Source organism: Rossellomorea oryzaecorticis, from assembly GCF_045897515.1.
Taxonomy (GTDB): Bacteria; Bacillota; Bacilli; order Bacillales; family Bacillaceae_B; genus Rossellomorea; species Rossellomorea enclensis.
Genome location: NZ_JBJOSA010000006.1, coordinates 205,597 through 228,394, shown reverse-complemented (window position 1 = coordinate 228,394; position 22,798 = coordinate 205,597). Strand labels below are relative to the sequence as shown.

Genomic DNA, 22,798 nt, shown 5'->3' with positions numbered 1-22,798 from the left:
CTTCTCCCTTCAATTCTAGAAAATCATTAAATAAACTTTAGTAGGGCAACCGTGCTATCACGTTTACTTTTAAAATCATTCCACAATCTTTACAGGGTTAACTTTTAACGACTTATGCATATGGACTACTTCGTCTGCGAGATATGAAATCCGGTTCAATAAACCCTCATCCACTATTTCATTTTCCTTATTAAAATGATCGTAGTTTGCGTATACATAGGCAGGGGCTACAAATGCCCGGAAGTAGCTGGCAATTGGTTTCAACTGATTTTCGATTACAAGAAAATGCTGATAAGTTCCGCCATTAGCGACAAACCCCATCACTTTATTGCGGAAAGCATCAGGATGGATTAAATCAAAGAGGTTTTTCAGCACCCCTGGAATCGACCCTTGAAAAATAGGTGTCCCGATCACATAAAAATCTGCTGAAGAAACTTTCTCAATTACAGCCCTTGTATCATCAGAATATTTCTCAAGCGGGCGGCCATCACAGAACTCAACGTTATAATCCATCATATCCAGCATTTCCACTTCGATATCCGGGTGCTTTTTTCTTACCTCTTCCAGCACCTTACGAATAACGATTCCTGTCTTCGCACCTATGATCGTGCCTGAAATCCCCAGTAATTTCATACAATACCCCTCCTATTCTTGTAAAATATGATTATTGGTAAAGTCTGCATTAAATGCAGGACTGAAATCCCAGCCTAGAAGTGCATTAGAGAGGTTGACCTCCCCCTCTGATATAAGCTGACGTATCCGGGTAGAAGATATGATGCTTCCTTGTGAGCATAACACCGGCTTTGTTACGCTTACTTTGAAATATTTTTCGAGAAGTGAAATATCTCCAATTCTGTCTTTACCAAAGCGAAAATCTCCGCCAACCATAATCTCTACCGGATTAAGTTTTTCTAAACTATGGATAAATTCAGACGCGCTTTTCTTTGCATAAACTTCATCAAATTGCGTAACCACTGTATGTTGGACACCTAATTTCTTGAGCTTCCATAACTTTTCGTCCACCGTGGTCAACATTTTTGCGCCTTGAAAAAACACACGCGGGGGAGGGTCAAATGTATACACCACACTTGGGACCTTCAATTTCCTGCTTCTCTGCATTGACTGCCGGATCACGGCTTGATGCCCTCTGTGGACTCCGTCAAAAGCGCCAATGGCAACCACAGATCCAGGCAATTCCAACGATGAATAAACATGTGCTTCCATTTGACTTTCTCCTCCTGTTTATTTGAAGTCTATTTTGTAAGCGCTTCCTTATTGTCCGGCAATGCGCCACGAAGTGCTTCATCAACCATCGTAAGTGGTGTCAGGCGTTTATAGTTGTTATAGAAAATACCTCTCTTGCGGATAGGGTCACCAGTATAATAGCGCTCATACTGGAGCAATCGCTGGCCGAAAGCTTCACCGCATAAATCCCATGCAAGTTTAAATATGCTGACTCTTTCCAGTGAAGAGACACCTTCACGGCCGACATAGTAATTGTCAATTGATTTTCTTAATGCAGCATTTTCAAAATCAGCTCCCGTAGGGGACATCAGCAAACCTCCGGCTCCAACTATCTGAATGACCTCGATCGCTCTAGGATACAGTTTAGGAAGTAAACCACGGATTGTTTCTAATGCTACATAATCCGGCATTGCCTCTCCATGCTCGGTTAATGTATGCTCATATTCAGCTACTTTTAATAACGCTCTGATCGATTCAAGAGACTGGGCAAGCTCGCCTAGCTGCTCCTGAACATTTAAATATCCATCAACCCCAATCGTATCTGCAACCTTCATTGCAACCTGAGTTGCGAATTCCAGCTTAACGAGGCCTCTGACACCTGATTGATGAGCCGGCTGCTGGCCTGCACCTGTCATTGGATAAAGTTTATTGGCTGCTTCTACATTGTTATATAAGAAAACTCTGTCCCATGGTACGACAACATCATCAAAAACAAGCAAAGCATCCATTTCTTCGAATCTGGAAGCAAGGGGATGATCAAAGAACGAACGTGTACCATCCTGCATCGGCTCCCTGCAGATAATACGCAGCCCCGGTGTATCAATCGGAATCGCAAAAGCCAGTGCATATTTTTCATCACCAGGCGCAAATCCCGGGAATGAGTAAATGATCACTTCATCTGTCACCGGTGCAAGCGTCGCAAGCATTTTTGCTCCCCTTACAACCAGCCCATCCGGAGTCTCCTTGACTGCACCTAGATGCGTGTAAGTATCTTTTTGCTCATGCGAAGTTTTACTCCGGTCATTTTGAGGATTAATGATTGCATGCGTCAGAAAAATGTCGTTGTCCCGAATGTATTTATAATAATTGCGGACATTTTCTGCCCAGTTTTTGTTGTATTTTTCGAAGAACCAAGAATTGTAGTACATGGACGTAACAACAACATTCAAGAAATCTGGAGTTCTCCCCATCAATCCAAAAGTTGCCTTCGCATATGCTTCGAAAACATTTCGGCGTTTGACTAAATCTTCATAACTTTTCGGAGTAAGAAACGCATTATTCACCCTCTCGCCAGTTTCCTCACAAACATGTGTGATCTTATCTTGGAATTCTGGATCATGCTGCATGTCATACAGCTTAGCGATTTCAAGGATCGGCTGCTTAAAAACCGGCATTTCAAACAAATTTTCAACCTTTTTACCTGAAAGCCAAACCTCAGGTTTTCGTGCTTTAACTGCTTCAATATATTGAGCTCCAGTCCTGATTCCCATATACACCCTCCTGAAAATTTTATAGGAAATTTCATAATGAATTGTAATATTAATTTTTCAACATAACTGTAGCCTATTTAACGTTTTTTTCAGATTAGTTTTAGAAAAGTCTAAATTATCTAACTTTTATATAGAATTTTTGCTTAAACTCTCCTATGATTATGTTAAATATTGACTTCACTTTTTTGGGAGGTAATATAATGGCCACAGTTTATGAAGAAATTTTTCATTGGGAGGATTATTTAAAGTATGGTACACGTCAATTTTTCAGAAAAAAAGAATGTATCTACAGGCAGGGTAATCAGGGCGAAGGGTTTTATTATTTACAGAAAGGGCTGATTAGAATTGTTACCGAAACAGCATCCGGTAAAGAAAATATGCTTAACATTGTCATACCAAATCAACTATTGGGTGTTCAATCACTCGACCATCAAACTCATTTCACCACAGCAATTGCAGTAAAAAATTCTGTGGTCTATCATTTCTCCTCAGATGAATTCCGAAAACTTATGATTCTACACCCGGAGCTCTTCAAACTCTTTTCAAAAAGTGTCATTCATAAGATGAAAATCCTTTTGGATCGGATTAATTTGAATGCGCTTACATCAGAGCAAAAACTTGCCGTATTGCTTCACAATATTTGTGATGAATTTAAAAATTTCGAGATTCCTATTTCCCAGCAAGACCTCGCCTGCTGCACAGGTCTCACAAGAGTCACTGTTTATAAAGTATTAAAACAATGGAGGGAAGCGGGCATCATAGGAGTAGATAAACGAAAATACTATATAAAAAAACCAGATTCCCTTAGAAACCTGGTTCGTTGTTAATCATTATTCGCATTATTAGCAATCATACTGATTTTAGCATGGTCATTAATAATGATTTTACGCTTGTGCAGCTCTATATATCCTTTCTGTTTCCATTTCTGTACGATTTTGTTCACTGTAATTCGAGAAGTACCAATGTATTTTGAAAAAGCAGTCTGGTTCAGAGAAGTATTCCCGTTTTCTTGTACGAGCTTTAGCAAATAAAAAGCCATCTGCTGTTCAACCGGGCTGTCTAAATGAGCAATGATTTCAGCAAGAGTTCTGAATTTGTATATTAATGAATCCGTATAAATTTCACCTGCAGCTGGTTGGTCCTTACAGATTGAAGCAATTGTATCATTTGAAAAAAAATAAATTATTGAGGGGCAGGTCGTTGTCCCGCTTGTCAAATATGGCTCACCATAAATTCCATGCTCGCCAAACAGCATCCCAGGGGGAACCATGTTAATAATCCGCTCATCCCCTTTGTCGGATAAAAGAGTAACTTTTATTTCCCCCTTTTTCAAATAATAGATTCCTCTCCCGGCTTGTCCCTGATGATACACCACTTTGTTTTTAGCAAACTTGAATAACTGCCCATATGATAAATATGGCTCCCATTTATAACGAAGATTGTCCACCCATTCACCCACTTGCAATTTTGATTATTTAGATAATTATAACATTTATTTAGATATTCATACTAATAGTGAAAACGAGAAGTACATATACTTCACTTGGTCTATTACTGCCCTCAATGATAAGAAACGATAATTACAACAAAAAAACCGATTCCCTAAGGAACCGGTTTTTTTGTTGTTTGGGATGATTTTATTGATCAATCGCACGAACCAGATTCGCCATTTCAATCGCCGACACTGCCGCTTCCCATCCTTTGTTTCCTGCCTTTGTACCAGCTCGCTCGATTGCCTGCTCGATCGTGTCAGTGGTAAGGACACCGAAGATGACCGGGATATCTTCCTGCAATGCAAGACCAGCCACTCCTTTGGCTACTTCTCCGCTTACATATTCAAAGTGGGCAGTTGCTCCGCGGATGACCGTACCAAGGGTGATGACGGCATCATATTTACCGGAACGAGCCAGTTTCTTGGCAATCATCGGGATTTCAAATGCACCCGGAACCCATGTTACCGAGATATCATTTTCTTCGATGCCATGGCGCTTCAGTGCATCTTCAGCCCCGCCAAGCAGCTTGGATGTGATGAATTCATTGAATCTGGATACCACGATTGCCACTTTCAGGCCTGTTCCGACTAAATTACCTTCGTAAATTGTTTTCATTTTTCATTCCTCCAATTAGATAATATAATATTAGAATTTTAATAAATGACCCAGTTTTACATGTTTTGTTTTTAGATACTTTTCATTTTCCAGTTTGGCCGGGATCTGGATCGGCACACGATCGACGATATCCAATCCATACCCTTTTATGCCTGCGATTTTCCGGGGGTTATTCGTTAACAGCTTGATGCGCTTTATGTTCAAATCCCTGAGAATCTGGGCACCAATGCCATATTCCCTCAGGTCTGCCCCGAAGCCGAGTTTATGGTTGGCTTCAACCGTGTCAAAACCCTCTTCCTGCAGCTTATACGCTTTCAGTTTGTTGATCAGGCCGATGCCCCGTCCTTCCTGCCGCATATACAGCAGGACCCCCTGCCCTGCTTCTTCGATCTGGGCAAGTGCCGTGGCGAGCTGCGGACCGCAGTCGCATCGGTTCGAACCGAAGACATCACCTGTAAGGCATTCAGAATGAACCCTGACTAGGACGTCTTCATTTTCTTTCCACTCACCTTTGACAAGTGCGATATGTTCTTTTCCAGTCAGGTTCTCCGTATAGGCAACCGCTTTAAATTGACCGAACTCAGTCGGCAGTTCGATTTCGACCTCTCTTGTGACAAGTTTTTCTTTGCTGCGCCGGTAACGGATCAATTCTTCGATTGTAATGATTTTTAAATCCCATTTTTCAGCAATCTTCATTAATTCAGGGACTCTTGCCATTGTGCCGTCTTCATTCATGATTTCACAAATGACACCGGCCGGTTTGGATCCGGCAATCGTTGCGAGATCAATGGCTGCTTCCGTGTGACCTGCCCGTTTCAACACCCCGCCTTTTTTTGCAACCAGCGGGAAAACATGTCCCGGGCGCTTGAAATCATCCGGCTGTGACAACGGGTTCAGAAGCTGTTGAATGGTTTCCGACCTTTCGAAAGCACTGATCCCTGTCGTCGAAGACCGGTGATCAATACTGATTGTAAACGCCGTTCCGTGTGGATCTGTATTTTCATCCGTCATCGGAGAAAGTTTCAGACGGGTTGAGAGTTCTTCTGAAATGGGAGCGCAGATAAGGCCCCTTCCTTCTTTCGCCATGAAATTTATGACTTCAGGCGCCGCTTTTTCAGCAAGGGCAATGAAGTCTCCTTCATTTTCACGATTTTCATCGTCAACTACGATGACGACCTTCCCGTTTCTCAAATCTTCTACTGCTTCTTCGATTGTATGAAACATCTGGAGTTCCTCCTCGGTTAATCAGCATATCCGTGATTGTTCAAGAATTCATAGCTGATTTTACTTGTACTTCTTTCTTTTCGCTGTGCCTGTTCATAAAATCGGTGAAAATACTTGGCCATGACATCGCATTCCACGTTGACCTTATCTCCTGTCTTCTTTTGACCCAGGACCGTATCTCCCCTCGTTTGCGGGATGAGTGATACCGTGATGGAATCATCGCTCAGTCCAAATACAGTCAGGGATGTGCCGTCGATCGCAACGGACCCCTTCATAATGAAATAAGGTGAAAGTTCTTTTGGTACAGAAATATCTACATAGACGGCATTTTCAACTTGTTCGAGCCTCGTGATCGTTCCTATACCGTCAACGTGTCCATTGACAAAATGGCCGCCGAAACGTCCGCCTGCTGCCATTGCTCTCTCGAGATTCACACGAGACCCGGCCGTCAAATCCCTGAGTGTCGTCGCCTCGAATGTTTCCGGCATCACGTCGACTTGAAACCTGCTGTCAGTAAAAGACGTAACCGTCAAACAAACTCCGTTTATGCTTATGCTGTCCCCGATATGGACATCTTTCAGAATTTTGCGGGCAGATATGGAAAGCACCATCGATGCCGCAGCTTTATTAATTTGATCGATTTTCCCGATTTCCTCTATGATTCCGGTAAACAATTCATCAGCCTTCTTTCATATTGGAGTGTTTTTTTGGGTGAGCCGTTATTTTTATATCAGGCCCGATTGTTTTCATCGAAACGATATTCATCTCAAGACCTTCTTTAATGGCAGATACTCCACTCCCGCCAAAACTGGTATGAGCATCCCGGCCGCCGATGAGCTTCGGCGCCATATAGATGATGAGTTCCTGAAAAGCTTTCTGTTCAAGAAAAGATCCATGGACCGATGATCCGCCTTCTACATAAACGGACTGGATTGAATTCTTGCCTAATTCTTTTAACACTGATTGCAAATCGATCCGTTTATCCGGGAGAGTTATGACTTCACAACCTTCTTGCAGGTAAGGGACCTTGTCCTCTTCCGTAATTGAATCACTCGTCATGATGATCGTCTTACTTTCTTTATCTCTTACAACATTGGACTCAAGTGGAGTTCTAAGGGTATTATCTAAAATAATTCGAATGGGGTTTTTTCCACCTTGGGGCAAACGGGTGGTAAGGTGCGGGTTATCGCGGATGATTGTATTGACTCCAACTAATATCGCGTCATGCCGGTGACGATCATAGTGGACATCGAGCCTTGATTCTTCAGATGTGATCCATTTGCTGTCTCCTGAAGCAACAGCAGTCTTGCCGTCAAGGGTAACGGCGGTTTTCAGCGTCACATAGGGGGTTTGATACTTCATATAATGAAAGAAATGTTTATTGAGTTCCAGTGCTTCTTCCCTGCCTTCCCCTATATGAACCTCCACACCGGCCTGCCGGAGCTGCTCTATTCCCTTGCCGGCTACCAGCGGGTTCGGATCTGTCGTGGCAATGAACACCCTTTTGATTCCGCTCTTAATGATAAGCTGTGAACACGGCGGAGTTCTGCCATAATGAGAACAAGGTTCCAGTGTGACGTATATGTCTGCACCATCTGCCTTTTCACCTGCTGCAGTAATGGCAAGGACTTCAGCATGTCCTTCTCCAGCCTTTAAATGGGCACCCATCCCTGCAATTTCACCGTTTTTAACAACGACGGCTCCCACTGCCGGGTTCGGTGATGTCTGTCCATTGGTGGCCGCGGCCATCGTAAGTGCAAGCTGCATATAATCCTTGTGCTCCATAAGTATACCTCCTCTCTCTATATAAAAATAAAACCCCAAGAAAAATAACTTGGGGAGATTGGCATGACAAATAAACATATTTAATGATACTATTCAGAAAAATCCAATCAATATGGTTCTCTGCTTTCCCATCAATAAATACTGCCTTTCCTTCTCCCATCCAGACTATCACTGTCGGCTTTGGAATTTCACCAAATCCACCGTCTGACCTTAGTCAGCCGGGTCACGGACTGAGAGCTCTTTGCTCATCACCGCCGGTAGGGAATTTCACCCTGCCCCGAAGGAAACCATATTCGATTAACATTATTCTATCATAGTTTTCTACCAGAGTTCACTTCTGATACTCATCTCATTAAAAATTTAAATCATTTGGACCAAAAAATCAAAAAAGGAATGTCCCTTCTTTAAGGAATCATTCCTTTCATTCAAACAAGTTTCCTGCATTCCTCGGCACAGTCGAAGCATGCTGCGGCACAGTCCTTGCAATGCCTGTGGTCGTGTGTATCACACTCTTTTCCGCATGCCTCGCAGATTTCAGCACAAAGTGTTAGAATGCCGGACACAAATTTGCTGCTTCTTTGAATCGCATTTATAGCATATGAACAAATGTCGGCGCATTCACGATCAAGTTCGATGCATTGCATCATACGTTGTTCTTCCTTTAATGACGCATGATAGCAGACATTGCATGCCTCCATGCAGTTCCTCAAGGCAGTCAGGCATTGTTTATAACTTGCATTCATCTTCTCACCTCCAGTACCTGAATAGGATTCCCCATCTCTTTCAAACAATGACTAAGAAGTAAGAAAATAATCTGAATCAACAAGCCATAGGAAAATCAGCAGCCAATCATCCGCTTCTGAATAGGCTTCAAAAAACGTTACATGGCTGTGATGACTGTCGAACAGTCTCTGAAAGCTTTGTGGGAGGAAGCCTTTTTGCAGGGATAGACGGTTTTTTCCTTTATAATTCAAAACCCACCTCTTATTCCCTTTATACAAAAGGATCGTCTCTCCATCTTCTTCATTAACCCATTCAATCGCAGTCAAGCTGTGATATTTGAGTCTATATTCTATGTTTTTTTTCTCATTGGCAATGATGACCCGTCTGCTCCACTTATAAAGTGTTAGAGGTAATTTATCTTTTCGCTGAAAAACATAATGCTTGGGACTATTGATGAGGGAGGTCCTCTGAAGTGAATAACTGGACCAGCCATTTGATTTTAAGTAATAGAAGGCTTCTTTGCTCTTGACTCCTATGAGAGAGTGGCTCGAAACCGGGATTTCTTCATAAAACAGCCGGGTTGACTTCCTGATTTCCTTCTTGATGCTGCGGCTTAAATAGAGGTTCGTCATGGCAGGTATAAACAGCAGCAGCGGAAAGTAAAAAAGTTCTTCTACCACCAGGAGCATACCGACGCCAATCAGCAAATACATAATACCATGATAAAGCAATGTGTGCTGTTCGTTCCTGTATATATGATAAAGGTTCATGAATGCTCGTCCTTTCCACGAATCATTACCATATGTATGTTTGAAGGATAAAAAAAAGACCCTTTAAAGTAATTGGTTCTGTATTGAAGCGAAAACCTCTATTTAATAAAATGGGTTCTAATCGCCGCTATTGATTTCCGTGGAAGACTTCGCTTTCCGCGGGTAGCTTGTGAGCCTCCTCGGCTTCGCCTCCGGGGTCTCACATTAGCTACTTTTCCCGCAGGAGTCTTCGTCTTCCACTCCAATCAACCGCTGGAGTGGGCTGATACCTATTGCAAACACATGATAAGAACGCATATAGACCACAATTCGTCAAAAATCCTAAAGTTAGTTTAATAAATCCAACCACTAGAGTTTCTATTATTGAGATCGGGACTGTCTTGGTTTTCCCCTTATCACTAAATAGTGCAGTTACCAAAGCTAATATCGTTCCCAACATAAAAACGTATGTCCTACATTTCCATCAACCTCCACATCCCATAAGAGAAAATAATATAAAAGTTAACCCTATAATTCTAAGGACACATAACCAAGTAACTTTCTCATTTAAAACCCCAAGAATATTACTTTACTAAATTAGCCAGAGAACAAGGTATTTCAGTTCAAGATTATTCAGTTTCTACGGCAAGAAAGATTATCAAATAAAAAAGAGCGACAAAATCAACTTGATTTGGCACTCTTTTTTACATTGCTATATTTGATTCTACACTCGTCAGCCTCAAGCATGAAATCACTCTTTATGAGGGGGTTGCTTCAGCGGGAGCGATTTCGGCCCATTTCAGGATTTCGCTATGCTTGTTCTTTGCATCCTCATATCCCTGCTCATACAATTCATCCAGCTTATTGGGGTCCTTTTCAATCCTGCTTACCTTTAATGGCAGCCGCGGCTGGATGATGAGGGCCTTTCCTTCTTTCTCTTTTTCCTCGAGCTCTTTTACCGTCTGGTTGTAAACCAGATAGCGATTCATGAGGGTTTTATGAAGTTCCGGGTAGTGCGGGTATTTTCTTTTGATGAAGAAAGAGAACCGGGACGGCTTCTTGTAATAGCCTTTATTCCGGGTGAGAACCACGATATTCTTCTTGAAACCATCTTCTTCCGCTTTGTGAATTGGGATCGGATCGCTGATTCCCCCGTCAAGGAGATGATGCCCGCCGTATTCCACAACTGGCGCAAAAAAAGGAAGAGAGCTTGATGCCCTTATGATCGTTAATATGTCTTCCCCGTAATCATTTCGTGAAAAGTAACGCGGTTCCCCGCTGTGACAATCCGTGGTGCCAATGACAAACTCGGTTTCACTGGATTGAAAAGCTTTATAATCATAAGGAACCAGTTTATTCGGGATTTCATCAAAAACATAATCCATACCGAATAATTCACCGGTCTTCCAATAATTTTTCCAGCTCAGGTATCTCGGATCCCGTATGAAACCTATATTCACCTTTTTATTTCTCCCTGCCTGCCTGGAAATATAAGACGCCGCATTGCAGGCTCCTGCAGAAACGCCCGTAACATAAGGAAAATGCAAATCGTTTTCCAGAAAGTACTCAAGGACCCCTGCAGTGTAAATGCCTCTCATTCCTCCGCCTTCAAGCACAAGTCCTGTTTGGTCAATCATCATGAATAATGCCTCCTGGTCACTGTTGTAACAGGTATAACTTCACTTCCTCCGGATAAAGCACCACATCTTTCAGTCGATGCAGATCAATCCAGCACGGAAGATAAGTTCCTCTACCGGACCGGTATTCTTCCCCTGTCCCACGGCCCAATTCACCTATATATTTTCCTCCAAAAAAATACTTTTGGGAACCATTTTGCTCAAATTCCAGCGCAAGGTAAAGTTCTTTCACTTCAATTCCAAGCTCTTCTTCTGCTTCACGCACGGCTGCCTCTTCGAATGATTCACCCTCATCCACCCCGCCGCCGGGAATGACAAAATATTCATCTTTTCCAATGGTCCTTTTAATCACAGCAATTTTATTCTGCTCGATTATCAGTATCCCTGCCCGGTTCCTCGTCATATAATGTCCCCTTATTCATTGAATTACGTAAGTTCTTTCCGTCTAAATAGATTTGGAGTCAATATCAATAATAACAGACATAATCCCCCTGTACCCAGCATGGCAATGGTAAGATCGCCGGCCCACCCCTGACCGCTCACTATTTCCGGAATGTAGGAAGAAAGCCGTGAAGGAGACCATTTCATCTTTTCTGGCAGCGACCCGGATAAAAAGCTGAGGATAATGGAAACCGCTACCGCAGAAAAAGCTGCTGCCCCGGATGCTTTAACCATTGCACTGAAGAATAAGAGCATCGTCAATAAGAACGTCAGCCACATGCCGTATACGGCCAGTGACTGAAAGAAGGCAGCCGGGGATATATTCTCAAACAATAAATTAATATAATACCAGGTTGAAGCGAGACCAAGGATATAAGAAGTCCATATAAGAAGGAGTGCCGCTGCCCATTTCGAGTATATATAAGCATGAAAGGACACCGGCTTAACAAGAATCATCGCTGCATTACCGCTTTTCCTCTCGCCTGAGACAATCCCCATGAAAGCAAGGATGATTACAAGCACTCCAAGTGTATTCATCTGGCCGAATGTGGACATAAGAATTTCTGCGGAAGAAGGAGGCGGAATCTCTATTACTGCCCCCTCGGGCAGATCCCCCAAGGACTGTAGAATATCGGGCAGATAATAAGCTGTCAAAGGTTCGGTGACCCCGAACAGGATGAATACGATCGGCATCCAGAGCCACTTGAAATTACGGGCAGATTCCATCATCTCTTTTTTAAATAAAACCCATGTGATCTTCATTTATCTCATCACCTTCATAAATAATTCCTCTAAACTTTGATCGCTGCTTCCAAGCCGTACCACCGGCCAGTTCCCCTCGGCAATGATGCGGAATAACCGGCTTCTTCCTTCTTCTATATCTTCCACTTCAAAAATCAGAGACTCTTTTTCTACTTTTATCTGGTTGACCCACGGTAAGTCCTGAAGAATATTCTTGTAATGTACTGCACTTCCTTTGAATTCTATCTTCATGGTTGAGGTCTGATGCTTCGCCTTAATATCGGACAATGGCCCCTGCTCGATCAATTTGCCGTCGTAAAGAAAAAGAACATTGTCACATACTTGCTCTGCATCATTCAGTATGTGGGTTGAAAACAGGATGGTCGTGTGTTTTTTTAATTCGTTCAGAAGATCAAGTACCTCCCTGCGTCCAAACGGATCAAGTGCGGAAACCGGTTCATCGAGGATCACGAGTTTAGGTTGATGAATAAGAGCCTGGGCAATCCCCAGCCTTTGCTTCATTCCCCCTGAATATTGGCTGATCTTTCTGTTTTTTCCTTCATTCAAGTTGACGAGCGTGAGTAATTCTTCACTTCTTTGACGTGAATCGACCCTTGACAGCCCGGTGATTTCACCTGAAAAAGTTAAATATTCCATTCCTGTCATCCACTCGAAGAATGAAGGATATTGAGGGAGATACCCAATGATTGACCGGATATCACCAGAATGCTCTGGCGTCGTGAAGCTTCCGCTTGTAGGCGGCGTCAGTCCTGTCAGTATATTTAAAGTGGTCGTTTTGCCTGCGCCATTCGGACCGATGAGAGCTGTACAATTCCCTTTCTCAAGTTGAAATGAAATCCCTTTGACTGCATGCTTTTCTTTATACTTCTTTTCAAGAGCTGTCACTTCAAGTACATTCATCCATTTTGTCTCCTTCCGAAAATGAAATAGATGATCGGACCGATCAGGTTTATGAACAATACGACCAGAAGCCACACCCATTTGGGTCCGTTTGTGTGCTTTATCCTGATCAGGTCGATGACTGCTGTGACCATAAGGATAAGTTGTAATATGATGAGCGGGGCAATCAGCCCCCAGTTTATCGTTTGTAATGCTTGTTCTAGTTCCTGCATGTTTGTTTCCTCCTTTTGTTTTTCTATAGATAAGACGCACAGGAGGAAAAAACGTTCATTTTTTTTCACTTTCTTTACCGCATTTAATTCCCGTGCAAAATTTCGCTTTCCACGGGCGGTAGATGAGCCTCCTTTTTTCTTATTCATGGGGGGCACGCTTTCCACCTACAGGGCTTAGAGGCACATGTCATAAGTCAATCCGGCCAAGAAGGCAAAGAACGCCTTCTAAGCCAATTCGTCTTATGCCACACGCCTATGAGCAAAGCCCTTCCGCTTTTCCTATAGGAGTTTCCGTCTTGCACTCCAATAAAATGCTAGAACGAGTAAAAACCATGTAATATTCAATATGAAGAATCTAAGATTCAAAAAAAATCCTGCAGAATGCAGGATTTTCAGTTTTCATATAGGTTGTTCATCTTGGTTACTTCTTCTTTTACGGTTTGGAACAGTGAATTGGGGGAAATCACTTTTGCCTGGGAGCCGAAGTTCAGGATCCAGTTTACGAGTCCGCCGCTGATCCTTGCTTTGGTTGATAGTATGAAGTGCTCATCATCATATTTACGGATGTCTGCTTCCTTGCCGAACTTATCGATGATGACATTGATCAATCCGTTATGGAATTTAACCTTGATCCATTCTTCATCGCCGGCAAACATATGAAAGGTGGATTGAACGTATTTGGAAACATCAAATGATTCATATGGAAAGGATTCCTCCAGGATGGAGACATTCCGCAGACGGTCTACCCGGTAATGACGGATTTCGCCCGCCTCATAATAGTAGGCGATTAAATAATAAAAATCATTTGCCCACGTAAGTGCGTATGGCTTTACTTTGTAAAGGCTGCCTTCGTGACTCAGGTTGAAATTCTTGTCAATGTCATACCGGCCGTATTGAAAGGTGATGACGCGGCGTTCTGAGATGGCCTGGTGAAGGTCGTGAATCGCCAATCTAATGTAGGGGCTTTCACTCTTTATGGAAGAATCGACTTGAATTTCATTTTGAAGCTTCTTTCCCTGGTGGTTGCTTGTCAATTTTCTAATTTTACCAATCAGCTGCCTTGTTTCTTGTTTTGTAATGAATTTTGCGGATACTACGGCATCGACCAGCATGCGGAGTTCATATAATTCAAACAGACGATATTGATGACTGTAGTATTTCGGAAGTCCGTCTTTTTCCTGGTTGATGGTCACATCGAACGAGTGATTGATAAGGTGATTGATATCATCTTTCAAGGAGTTTTTATTCAGCTTTACGTCAGGGCCGTAAATTTGTTGGAAACGGTGAATGATTTCATCGAGGCTGAGTTCATGGTCTTCATCTGTTTCCTGGCTGAAGATGGTCATGAGTCTGAGCAGCCTTTCTTTGTTATCGATCCGTGTCATGTTTTTCTTCCCTTCTTCCTTATGCCTTGGCGTCTATCAAATTATGTATTTGAGAAGTTATTTTTATATAAACTATCAAGTTTGGGCTGTAAATGTCAATAGAATTCCAGATAAATGGGTAAGAGCTCACGGTTTGTTTGACCATGAGCTCTTAACGTATAAAAATTATATTGCTGAACTCAGACCGTTCCTTTTCGCTTCAGGCACTTGCTTTCCGAGGGGAGGAAGTCGAGCCTCCTCGGCGTTCCGCCTGCGGGGTCTCGACTTTTCCTCTATTTCCCGTCGGAGTCAAGTGCCTTACGCTCCAATCCACTCTGAATTTTCAACCAAGTGAAAGCTACTTAACTCAATATCACCATTTTCAAACATTACATCAAGAAAAGCCAAAGTCAAAACTGAATTTACCTACTTAATAAAATGTATGACTGTCGGGATTCGGTAGGTTTCTCCTTCGTAGGCTTTGATGGCTGCCAGGATTGTGAAGACAAGGGCCAGGATTCCTACGATCGGGGCAATGACGAGTCCGATCAGTACGATCACGAGTATGGAGCTGACGATTCCGTAGATTGTATAGGAAATGAGGAAGTTAAGGTATTCTTTCCCGTGGTAATCAATGAATTCGGAGTCATCTCTTTTCCAGAGCCATAGGATGATTGGTCCAATGAAGACTGTGAAAAAGCTTATTACATAGATAAGTGCTGCCAGTAATCTTTCGTCTTTCGAGGGCATCTTATTCCCTCCTTTAAAATGATAATAAATGCCTCTTCTATATTTACGTTTTCCCTTTATAAAAGTTTCATCATATGGCGAACTTTTTCATGAAATCCGGCGCTTATGAATATACGTTAAGTGAGGTGGTTTGTCCAACGTAATTCAAATGAAAGGTTCGATGCCAAATGGATAAATTTGAAGCTTTTGTGCTCGGAATCATACAGGGATTGACCGAGTTCCTTCCGATTTCAAGCACCGGACATCTTTTTCTGGGAAGGTTCGCCTTTGGTCTTGAGGAAGCAGGGTTATTCCTTGATACGATGCTGCATATCGGGACTCTTGTGGCGGTGCTGGTCTTTTATCAGAAAGAACTTCTCCACATGATCAGGCACCCTTTCAGTAAACTGACATGGATCCTGGTACTCGGAACAGTCCCAGCAGTGATCATCGGCTTGTCTTTTGAGGATTTTTTCGACTCAATATCGAAAAGCGGCTCTACGATCGGATGGGAATTCCTTGCGACGGGATTGATCATGTTCATGGCGGATGGGGTGAAGAACGGACATAAGAAGCTGGATGATATCAGCTATACGGATGCCCTTGTGATCGGAAGCTTTCAGGCCGCGGCCATTTTTCCTGCCTTATCACGGTCCGGGCTTACCATAGCAGCGGGACTTTTCCGGAAGCTCGACAGGGAAACGGCTGCTTATTTTTCATTCCTTCTCTCAACACCGGCGATCCTGGGTGGAATTGTCTTTCAGGGCAAGGAAATGATGAGCGGCCATGTGGAGGCGATTTCGTTTTCAAGCCTTGCAGTTGGCACGGTTACAGCGGCTGTCTTCGGGTACCTCGCCATTGTTTCGATGGTTAATTTCTTAAAAAAGCATTCTTTAAAAATCTTTTCTTATTATGTGTGGGCATTGGGGATCTTGATTCTCATTCTGCAATTCTCAGGAGTCATGTAGGAGGTATAGGATGAATCACGAGTGGTTGACTGATATTCTGACAATGTTAACGGATTGGGGATATATAGGAGTCGCACTTGCCCTCATGATCGAAGTCATTCCAAGTGAGCTTGTTTTAAGTTATGCGGGCTTTATGGTCAGTTCGGGGAAATTTTCTTTTATAGGGGCATTTCTGGCAGGGGTGATCGGAGGGACTGTCGCCCAGCTCTTTCTTTACTGGCTTGGGTATTACGGCGGCAGGCCATTTTTCAAGAAATACGGGAAATACTTGTTCATATCTGAAAAACATATCGAATCAGCAGAGTCATGGTTCAGGCGTTATGGCACCATCGTTATTTTCACTGCGAGGTTCATTCCGGTAGTGCGCCATGCAATCAGCATCCCGGCAGGAATAAGCCGTATGTCCCTGCCTGCTTTCACTCTGTATACATTTGCAGCAATGCTTCCATGGACACTGTTATTCATGGTCATTGGAATGGAACTTGGAACCCACTGGGAACATATAGAAGTGATCGGGGTCAGATACATAAAGCCTCTCAGCTTCATTGCCATCGCAGCCACATGTGGGTATCTGTTCTACTCATTTATTCGAAATAAAAAGAATGCCTGACTTCTTTTTTTAGGGAAAATTGATTAAAATAGGAGTAATATACCACTCGGAAAATGAAAGGATTAGCCATGAATTCCATACTATTAATAAACGCGGTCATCTATCCGGTCACTTCCCAGCCGATAGCCAATGGTTCCATATACATTTCAGACGGGAAAATCAAGCAAATCTACAATCAAAAAATCGATGTCCCTCCTAATATTAAAGTGATTGACTGCAGGGGGAAGTATGTATTTCCAGGCTTCATCGATGCTCACACCCATCTGGGGCTATACGATGAAGGAACTGGATGGGCAGGTAACGATGCAAATGAAACAATCGAACCTATGACCCCCCATATCCGTGCTTTCGATGGCGTCTACCCGCTCGACCCAGGATTTACGGATGCACTGAAGTACGGGGTCACTGCCGTGAACGTAATGCCGGGGAGTGCCAATGTAATCGGCGGCACGACCTCCGTCATCAAGACACACGGTTCCTCCATCCGTAAGATGATGCTGAAGGAAACGTCAGGATTGAAATTGGCTTTGGGCGAAAATCCAAAACGAATTCACAGTAACGGGAATAATGATTCGATCACCAGAATGGGGATCATGGGTATGTTGAGAGAAGCTTTCTTTTCAGCTAAATATTGTGACCAGCCTGAAGAGCTGAGAGTGGCCCCCCTCGTTTCCGCATTGAAAAGAGAAATTCCTGTAAGGATTCATGCCCACCGGGCGGACGACATCCTGTCGGCCATCCGCTTTGCAGAAGAATTCAATCTCGACTTGCGGATTGAACATTGTACTGAGGGGCATCTTATCGCTGATGAATTAAAAGGGAAAAAGCTGATGGTCTCGGTCGGTCCGACTTTTACCCGCCGGTCTAAAGTCGAATTGAAAAACAAGAGCTGGATCACGTATCAAAAATTGACCGAAGCTGGTGTTGGGGTCTCCATTACCACCGACCACCCTTATACCCCTATCCAGTATCTGAATATGTGTGCAGCAATCGCTGTTCGTGAAGGTCTGGATGAGCAGAAAGCATTGGAAGGGATAACGATTTCGCCAGCCAGAAACCTCGGGGTCGACGATAGAATCGGCTCTCTTGAGACCGGTAAAGATGCAGATTTGGTCATTTGGAGCCAACATCCTTTCCACTTCATGGCAAAGCCTGTCATGACCTTGGTCAATGGTGAAATTGTTTATCAGAATTTGTAGAAATTTGTTAAAAATTTTTAACGAAATTCATCATTTTCCCTATTCCCTTTTTGAAAAAATTCATATATGATACAGAAGGATATATATTTCCGATTACATTGTTCTTTAGCGCGATCTATTTATAATAGAGCGATTGTAATGGAGGGAAGGCAAAAGGTGCGCCACCAGTTTCTTGACTGGTCTTAGTGGGTTCGATTCCCACCCCGAAATTTTTTAGTTAACTTTTAAAAATTTCGAGGGTGGATTCGTACGTATGAAGACTGCCCTCAAGGAGGGTCTACTATGATCAAGAAACGTGAATTACATGAGTGTCATACTCTTTATGACCTGATGGTGCACCCGGATGTCTTCCCTTTTGTGCGTCAAAAAGCGAATTCCTATGAAGAATTTCTATTCTTGTCAAAACAAACGATAGAAGCTGAAGAACGCGGCGAATTGATTTCGAGGACCATTTTGGATGAATGGGGCAATGCAATCGGCACGATTAATTTATTCGATATCCAGGAAAACGCAGGATTCCTTGGTACATGGATTGGCAAGCCGTATCACGGCAAGGGGTATAATCAGCCTGCAAAAGATGCATTCTTTTCCGAACTTTTCTTTGAACTGGGCATGGAAACGATTTTCATGAGGATCCGAAAGGTGAATACCCGCTCTCAAAAGGCCGCGGAAAAACTCCCTTACGTCGTAAAGGCTAATGATTCGAGGAAATCTCTTTATGATCAATTAAATGCTCAGGAAGAGGTTTATGATTTATATGAAATCCCTAAAGATCTTTACACACTTTATTTATATCAGCTTCAGCAATCTGCCGAGGAAGAGCAGGCGCTTGAAGCGTAAGATGACGAAAGGTTATCACAGAAGGTATTGCCTGATGTGATAACCTTTTTTTCATGTCTGTACTGTCTGTCAAAATGAAGCGTGGATCATAAACAGTACGGTAAACGTAATGGCAAGTATAAGATGCCAGCTTTTATCCTTCCTTTTAAAGCGCTTAAAGCCCATTATCATAAGGAAGAAGAGTATGATGCTTGAAAGGATTCCTGTCGTGTTCGTGAAATCCCAGTGAAAATCTCTGGCTAATGCCAATCCCCCATGCAGCACAACTACTGCTGAAGCGAGCAGTGCAAGTGGGACATGCCATTTCCTCAGCAGTTTCCCAGTAAATTGGATAATGCGCTTAAATTCAATATTTCTCAACCTGATCTCTTTCAAGCCTTTCCACTTCATCAATAAGAAAACAGGAAAGATGCTGAGGACTGCAAAATATACAATTCTTGCAACGGAACCGAATTGTTCGAGCAATTCTTCGTAGGAGTCTTCATCCATCCCCATAAGGAGATCCCTATAAGCTGAAATGAGGAGGATACCTGCACCCGCCAAAAGAATGCTCCCGGTCAGATAAAGGAGTATTGACTTACGTTCCCTTGGGTTTGGAATCGTATTCGCTAAAAAAGAAGTGTGAGTGTTTTGTCTTGATTTCGTTGTCATATGCTTACCTCTGGTTTCGTTAATACAGTTACTATAATCAATTAACATGAAAATTAAATGAAAAAAGGTGAAAAAAGTTTTTCCTAATCAAAACAGGAAACATTATTATAACCAACTGACAAAGTTCCATACGCTTCGAGATAAGGGTTATTCATAAAAAAAGAACTGAACACGGCCTATCTGAAAATTCCAGACAAGCACCTTGCGTTCAGTTCTGTTCTGTTCTAATATTTACTTCTCTTACTTCTTTTTGGCGATTTTCTCAAAATACAAATTCCGGACGACAAACGTTTTATAGTTTTCCAATTTTCTCTTTTCGATTGGATGATGATTGATTCCCATCTTTTTAAGCTCTTGCAGGTACCATCCTTTTGAAAATTGATAAGCCATTTGACTACTCCCCTTCAACCATTTGTATACTATATGCTTGAAGGGCTTGCAGATGACTTTTTAACGGGCCATTGATGAAAGTTCCTCATACATGTCTTGGATGGTATAAGCTTTTTCACCTTTTTCCATGCTGCTGATGATTGTATCCCTGTTTGTTTGTAATTCTTTGACCTTAGTTAAAAAGCTTTCTTCGTTTAACTCTTCTTCTTCCAATGAAAGGGCATAGCCATGTTTTACAAAGCTGTTTGCATTCAGGATTTGATCCCCCCTGCTCGCTTCCCTTGAGAGCGGGATCAGGAGCATTGGTTTTTTCAGTGCCAGAAATTCAAAAATGGAGTTGGACCCTGCACGTGAGATGACATAGTCAGTCATCGCCAGATAATGCGGCAGGTCCGCTTTTATGAATTCATACTGCCTGTAGCCTTTTTGCTTGTATTGCTCTTCGATATTCCCTTTCCCGCAGATATGGATGATCTGGAAGTTTGAAGAAAGTTCTTCGAGATTCGCTCTTACCGCTTCGTTTATTTTTCTTGCCCCTAGACTTCCCCCCATGATCATCAGCACAGGCTTTTCATCATAAAATCCTGAAAGTCTCTTTCCTTCCGATGCGTCCCCTTTGAACAGTTCCTCGCGAATGATGGCACCCGCACATAAAGACTTTTCTGCAGGGAGTGTCTTCACTGTTTCAGGAAAGGTAGTGAAAATCTTTGTAGCGAAAGGAACGGCCAATTTATTTGCCAGACCCGGCGTGACATCTGATTCGTGGATCGCGACCGGCACTTTCGCCATTTTTGCTGCCATTACCACAGGGACCGAGACAAAGCCGCCTTTAGAAAAGATGATATCCGGTTTTGTTTTCTGGATGACGGACAAAGCTTCTATTACCCCCTTCATTACCCTGAAGGGGTCGGTGAAATTCTTCCATGAGAAATAACGGCGAAGTTTACCGCTCGATATACTTTTGTACGGGACGTGGGGGAACTGATCCGTGATGATCTCCTTTTCAATCCCTTCTTCCGAGCCTATGTAGGTAATTCTCCAGCCTTCTTTTTCAAAATGAGGAATCAATGCTGTGTTCACTGTAACGTGGCCGGCAGAACCTCCGCCGGTAAATAAAATATGCTTGTTCATGTATATGTACTCCAATCTCATTATTATCGGTAGCATTTTAAACTATCATTATACACTTTATCAAAAATAAGCAGCGGATAGAACAATGAATCCTTCATTTCCTCTAATACCCTCTAAGAAGTTTATTACACCGGGCACCTTGGAGTTACTTTGGCTGCAGGAATTATGGTACAGTATGATAGTGTATTTACGGATTATCAGAAAAGCACTTCAGCATTCGGAAAGATTATATTGACCAAGGAGACAGTCCATGAAACAGACATACAATATAAAAGGAAAGCTGGGACAGCTTTCCTTCATCCTCGTCCCTATCCTTGTCACTCAACTCGGCATGTTCGCGATGAATTTTTTTGATACGATCATGTCAGGACAATATTCCCCCACTGATCTCGCCGGGGTTGCCATCGGTTCATCCCTGTGGGTACCGGTATTCACTGGCTTAAACGGGATTCTCCTGGCCGTGACCCCGATTGTTGCCCAACTGATTGGCGGAGGCAGGAAGAAGGAAGTCCCATACACCGTCTTTCAAGGTGTGTACGCTGCCATATTCCTGTCCTTGATTGTCCTCATAATCGGTTCGGCCGTCATGGATCCGATTCTTACAGGCATGGATCTTGAAGAGAATGTGCACAGGGTTGCAAGAGAATACTTGATCGCGTTATCATTCGGGATGATTCCCTTATTTGTCTACAATGTTTTAAGATCCTTCATCGATGCACTCGGTCTGACAAGGGTGACGATGTTCATCACATTATTATCACTCCCGATAAATGTTGTATTGAATTATGTTTTGATATTCGGAAAACTCGGGTTCCCGGAACTTGGCGGAGTCGGGGCAGGCTATGCTTCAGCCATCACCTACTGGGTCATCACAATTGTTGCATTCTGGGTGATTCATACGAAAAGTCCTTTCCGGGAGTTCTTCATCTTTAAAGCGATTCAAAAACCCAGCTTCACAAAATGGAAAGAAATCTTCAAGATCGGTGTCCCGATCGGACTTTCGATCTTTTTTGAAGTAAGTATCTTTTCGGCTGTCACGTTGTTGATGAGTGAGTATACAACCTCGGTCATAGCGGCTCATCAGGCAGCCTTGAATTTTGCATCCTTCCTTTACATGATCCCTTTAAGCATCTCCATGGCCCTGACCATTGTCGTGGGCTTTGAAGTTGGGGCGAAAAGACTTAAAGACGCAAAAATCTACAGCTGGATGGGCGTTTTGATCGCTCTTATACTGGCGGTGATGTACGGATTGATTCTCTATGCTTTCCGTACTGAAATATCGTATCTGTATACAGATGACTCCCATGTACTTGAACTCATAGGTCATTTCCTTTTATACGCTGTATTCTTTCAACTTTCCGACGCGGTCCAGGCACCGGTACAGGGGGCTCTCAGGGGATATAAGGATGTCAATATCACGTTTATCATGGCATTGGTTTCTTATTGGGTGATCGGATTGCCACTCGGTTACCTGTTGGCAAATTATACGGAATTCGGCCCTTATGGATACTGGCTTGGCCTTACATCTGGCTTGACTGCAGGTGCATTGACCCTTTCAGGCAGATTGCTTCTTATTCAAAAAAGATTCAAAAGGGAATATATGGACGGAAAAGCTTAAAAAAAGAGATTCGCCCGTAATG

26 protein-coding genes and 1 riboswitch are annotated in these 22,798 nt (G+C 42.9%); of the genes, 6 read left to right on the top strand and 20 right to left on the bottom strand.

Annotated elements, in window-relative coordinates; genetic code table 11:
- Positions 1 to 75: 75 nt before the first annotated feature.
- Genes ACKA06_RS10090 through ACKA06_RS10080 form a run of 3 tightly spaced genes read right to left on the bottom strand, consistent with a single transcriptional unit; the run spans position 76 to position 2,735 of the window.
- Entirely contained in the window at positions 76 to 633 is a 558-nt protein-coding gene (locus ACKA06_RS10090) for an NADPH-dependent FMN reductase (protein ID WP_411159522.1), read from the bottom strand.
- 12 nt (positions 634 to 645) lie between these two features.
- Complete coding sequence (locus ACKA06_RS10085) at positions 646 to 1,224, bottom strand: FAD synthetase (protein WP_411159521.1); 579 nt, start codon at positions 1,222 to 1,224, stop codon at positions 646 to 648.
- Positions 1,225 to 1,253: 29 nt separating this feature from the next.
- A complete protein-coding gene (locus tag ACKA06_RS10080; protein ID WP_411159520.1) occupies positions 1,254 to 2,735 on the bottom strand; it encodes a 4-hydroxyphenylacetate 3-hydroxylase family protein in 1,482 nt (493 codons plus the stop codon).
- Between the two features lie 200 nt (positions 2,736 to 2,935).
- Between ACKA06_RS10080 and ACKA06_RS10075 the strand changes: the two genes are divergently transcribed.
- Positions 2,936 to 3,562, top strand: coding sequence for a Crp/Fnr family transcriptional regulator (locus ACKA06_RS10075; RefSeq protein ID WP_058297563.1), 627 nt, complete (start codon positions 2,936 to 2,938; stop codon positions 3,560 to 3,562).
- On the opposite strand, the gene ACKA06_RS10070 is transcribed toward ACKA06_RS10075, so the two are convergent.
- From ACKA06_RS10070 to ACKA06_RS10005, 14 genes are all read right to left on the bottom strand, one after another.
- Positions 3,559 to 4,182 carry a Crp/Fnr family transcriptional regulator gene (locus tag ACKA06_RS10070; protein ID WP_411159539.1) on the bottom strand — a complete coding sequence of 208 codons (624 nt, stop codon included), beginning with the start codon at positions 4,180 to 4,182 and terminating at the stop codon, positions 3,559 to 3,561. The genes ACKA06_RS10075 and ACKA06_RS10070 overlap by 4 nt on opposite strands.
- Positions 4,183 to 4,372: 190 nt before the next feature.
- Complete coding sequence (gene ribH / locus ACKA06_RS10065) at positions 4,373 to 4,843, bottom strand: 6,7-dimethyl-8-ribityllumazine synthase (RefSeq protein ID WP_058297565.1); 471 nt, start codon at positions 4,841 to 4,843, stop codon at positions 4,373 to 4,375.
- 30 nt (positions 4,844 to 4,873) lie between these two features.
- Positions 4,874 to 6,067, bottom strand: coding sequence for a bifunctional 3,4-dihydroxy-2-butanone-4-phosphate synthase/GTP cyclohydrolase II (locus ACKA06_RS10060; protein WP_032088046.1), 1,194 nt, complete (start codon positions 6,065 to 6,067; stop codon positions 4,874 to 4,876).
- 17 nt (positions 6,068 to 6,084) lie between these two features.
- Positions 6,085 to 6,741, bottom strand: coding sequence for a riboflavin synthase (gene ribE, locus ACKA06_RS10055; protein ID WP_411159519.1), 657 nt, complete (start codon positions 6,739 to 6,741; stop codon positions 6,085 to 6,087).
- A gap of 4 nt (positions 6,742 to 6,745) precedes the next feature.
- Complete coding sequence (gene ribD, locus ACKA06_RS10050) at positions 6,746 to 7,852, bottom strand: bifunctional diaminohydroxyphosphoribosylaminopyrimidine deaminase/5-amino-6-(5-phosphoribosylamino)uracil reductase RibD (RefSeq protein WP_411159518.1); 1,107 nt, start codon at positions 7,850 to 7,852, stop codon at positions 6,746 to 6,748.
- A gap of 144 nt (positions 7,853 to 7,996) precedes the next feature.
- Positions 7,997 to 8,141: riboswitch (FMN riboswitch) on the bottom strand.
- 136 nt (positions 8,142 to 8,277) lie between these two features.
- Positions 8,278 to 8,595, bottom strand: coding sequence for a four-helix bundle copper-binding protein (locus ACKA06_RS10045; RefSeq protein ID WP_032088043.1), 318 nt, complete (start codon positions 8,593 to 8,595; stop codon positions 8,278 to 8,280).
- Between the two features lie 51 nt (positions 8,596 to 8,646).
- Positions 8,647 to 9,345 carry a hypothetical protein gene (locus tag ACKA06_RS10040; RefSeq protein WP_411159516.1) on the bottom strand — a complete coding sequence of 233 codons (699 nt, stop codon included), beginning with the start codon at positions 9,343 to 9,345 and terminating at the stop codon, positions 8,647 to 8,649.
- Positions 9,346 to 10,082: 737 nt separating this feature from the next.
- Positions 10,083 to 10,961: a patatin-like phospholipase family protein gene (locus ACKA06_RS10035; RefSeq protein ID WP_411159538.1), complete on the bottom strand. Its 879-nt coding sequence runs from the start codon at positions 10,959 to 10,961 to the stop codon at positions 10,083 to 10,085.
- Positions 10,962 to 10,980: 19 nt separating this feature from the next.
- Positions 10,981 to 11,364 (bottom strand): NUDIX domain-containing protein, encoded by a 384-nt coding sequence (locus tag ACKA06_RS10030; RefSeq protein ID WP_032088041.1) that lies wholly within the window; start codon positions 11,362 to 11,364, stop codon positions 10,981 to 10,983.
- 23 nt (positions 11,365 to 11,387) lie between these two features.
- Positions 11,388 to 12,164: an ABC transporter permease gene (locus ACKA06_RS10025; protein WP_411159514.1), complete on the bottom strand. Its 777-nt coding sequence runs from the start codon at positions 12,162 to 12,164 to the stop codon at positions 11,388 to 11,390.
- Positions 12,165 to 13,064 carry an ABC transporter ATP-binding protein gene (locus ACKA06_RS10020; protein ID WP_411159513.1) on the bottom strand — a complete coding sequence of 300 codons (900 nt, stop codon included), beginning with the start codon at positions 13,062 to 13,064 and terminating at the stop codon, positions 12,165 to 12,167.
- On the bottom strand, positions 13,061 to 13,276 hold the full coding sequence (locus ACKA06_RS10015; protein ID WP_411159512.1) for a PLD nuclease N-terminal domain-containing protein: 216 nt from the start codon (positions 13,274 to 13,276) through the stop codon (positions 13,061 to 13,063). Before ACKA06_RS10015 ends, ACKA06_RS10020 begins: the two co-directional genes overlap by 4 nt.
- Positions 13,277 to 13,668: 392 nt before the next feature.
- Positions 13,669 to 14,661 carry a helix-turn-helix transcriptional regulator gene (locus tag ACKA06_RS10010; RefSeq protein ID WP_197671207.1) on the bottom strand — a complete coding sequence of 331 codons (993 nt, stop codon included), beginning with the start codon at positions 14,659 to 14,661 and terminating at the stop codon, positions 13,669 to 13,671.
- Positions 14,662 to 15,066: 405 nt separating this feature from the next.
- On the bottom strand, positions 15,067 to 15,390 hold the full coding sequence (locus ACKA06_RS10005) for a DUF4870 domain-containing protein (RefSeq protein ID WP_032088036.1): 324 nt from the start codon (positions 15,388 to 15,390) through the stop codon (positions 15,067 to 15,069).
- Between the two features lie 167 nt (positions 15,391 to 15,557).
- Between ACKA06_RS10005 and ACKA06_RS10000 the strand changes: the two genes are divergently transcribed.
- The 4 genes from ACKA06_RS10000 to ACKA06_RS09985 all read left to right on the top strand — a co-directional run bounded on the left by ACKA06_RS10000 (position 15,558) and on the right by ACKA06_RS09985 (position 18,986).
- A complete protein-coding gene (locus tag ACKA06_RS10000; protein WP_064563920.1) occupies positions 15,558 to 16,337 on the top strand; it encodes an undecaprenyl-diphosphate phosphatase in 780 nt (259 codons plus the stop codon).
- 10 nt (positions 16,338 to 16,347) lie between these two features.
- A complete protein-coding gene (locus ACKA06_RS09995) occupies positions 16,348 to 16,947 on the top strand; it encodes a DedA family protein (protein WP_032088034.1) in 600 nt (199 codons plus the stop codon).
- 68 nt (positions 16,948 to 17,015) lie between these two features.
- Positions 17,016 to 18,146 carry an amidohydrolase gene (locus ACKA06_RS09990; protein ID WP_411159511.1) on the top strand — a complete coding sequence of 377 codons (1,131 nt, stop codon included), beginning with the start codon at positions 17,016 to 17,018 and terminating at the stop codon, positions 18,144 to 18,146.
- A gap of 282 nt (positions 18,147 to 18,428) precedes the next feature.
- A complete protein-coding gene (locus ACKA06_RS09985; protein ID WP_032088033.1) occupies positions 18,429 to 18,986 on the top strand; it encodes a GNAT family N-acetyltransferase in 558 nt (185 codons plus the stop codon).
- A 69-nt stretch (positions 18,987 to 19,055) separates the two neighbouring features.
- On the opposite strand, the gene ACKA06_RS09980 is transcribed toward ACKA06_RS09985, so the two are convergent.
- The 3 genes from ACKA06_RS09980 to ACKA06_RS09970 all read right to left on the bottom strand — a co-directional run bounded on the left by ACKA06_RS09980 (position 19,056) and on the right by ACKA06_RS09970 (position 21,158).
- The gene (locus ACKA06_RS09980; protein ID WP_411159510.1) at positions 19,056 to 19,637 is read right to left on the bottom strand and encodes a hypothetical protein; all 582 of its coding nucleotides are present in this window, start codon (positions 19,635 to 19,637) and stop codon (positions 19,056 to 19,058) included.
- Between the two features lie 240 nt (positions 19,638 to 19,877).
- Positions 19,878 to 20,027 carry a DUF2639 domain-containing protein gene (locus ACKA06_RS09975; protein WP_071618739.1) on the bottom strand — a complete coding sequence of 50 codons (150 nt, stop codon included), beginning with the start codon at positions 20,025 to 20,027 and terminating at the stop codon, positions 19,878 to 19,880.
- 60 nt (positions 20,028 to 20,087) lie between these two features.
- Positions 20,088 to 21,158 carry an undecaprenyldiphospho-muramoylpentapeptide beta-N-acetylglucosaminyltransferase gene (locus ACKA06_RS09970; RefSeq protein ID WP_411159509.1) on the bottom strand — a complete coding sequence of 357 codons (1,071 nt, stop codon included), beginning with the start codon at positions 21,156 to 21,158 and terminating at the stop codon, positions 20,088 to 20,090.
- Positions 21,159 to 21,408: 250 nt separating this feature from the next.
- Between ACKA06_RS09970 and ACKA06_RS09965 the strand changes: the two genes are divergently transcribed.
- Positions 21,409 to 22,776 carry an MATE family efflux transporter gene (locus tag ACKA06_RS09965; protein ID WP_411159508.1) on the top strand — a complete coding sequence of 456 codons (1,368 nt, stop codon included), beginning with the start codon at positions 21,409 to 21,411 and terminating at the stop codon, positions 22,774 to 22,776.
- Positions 22,777 to 22,798: the final 22 nt, after the last annotated feature.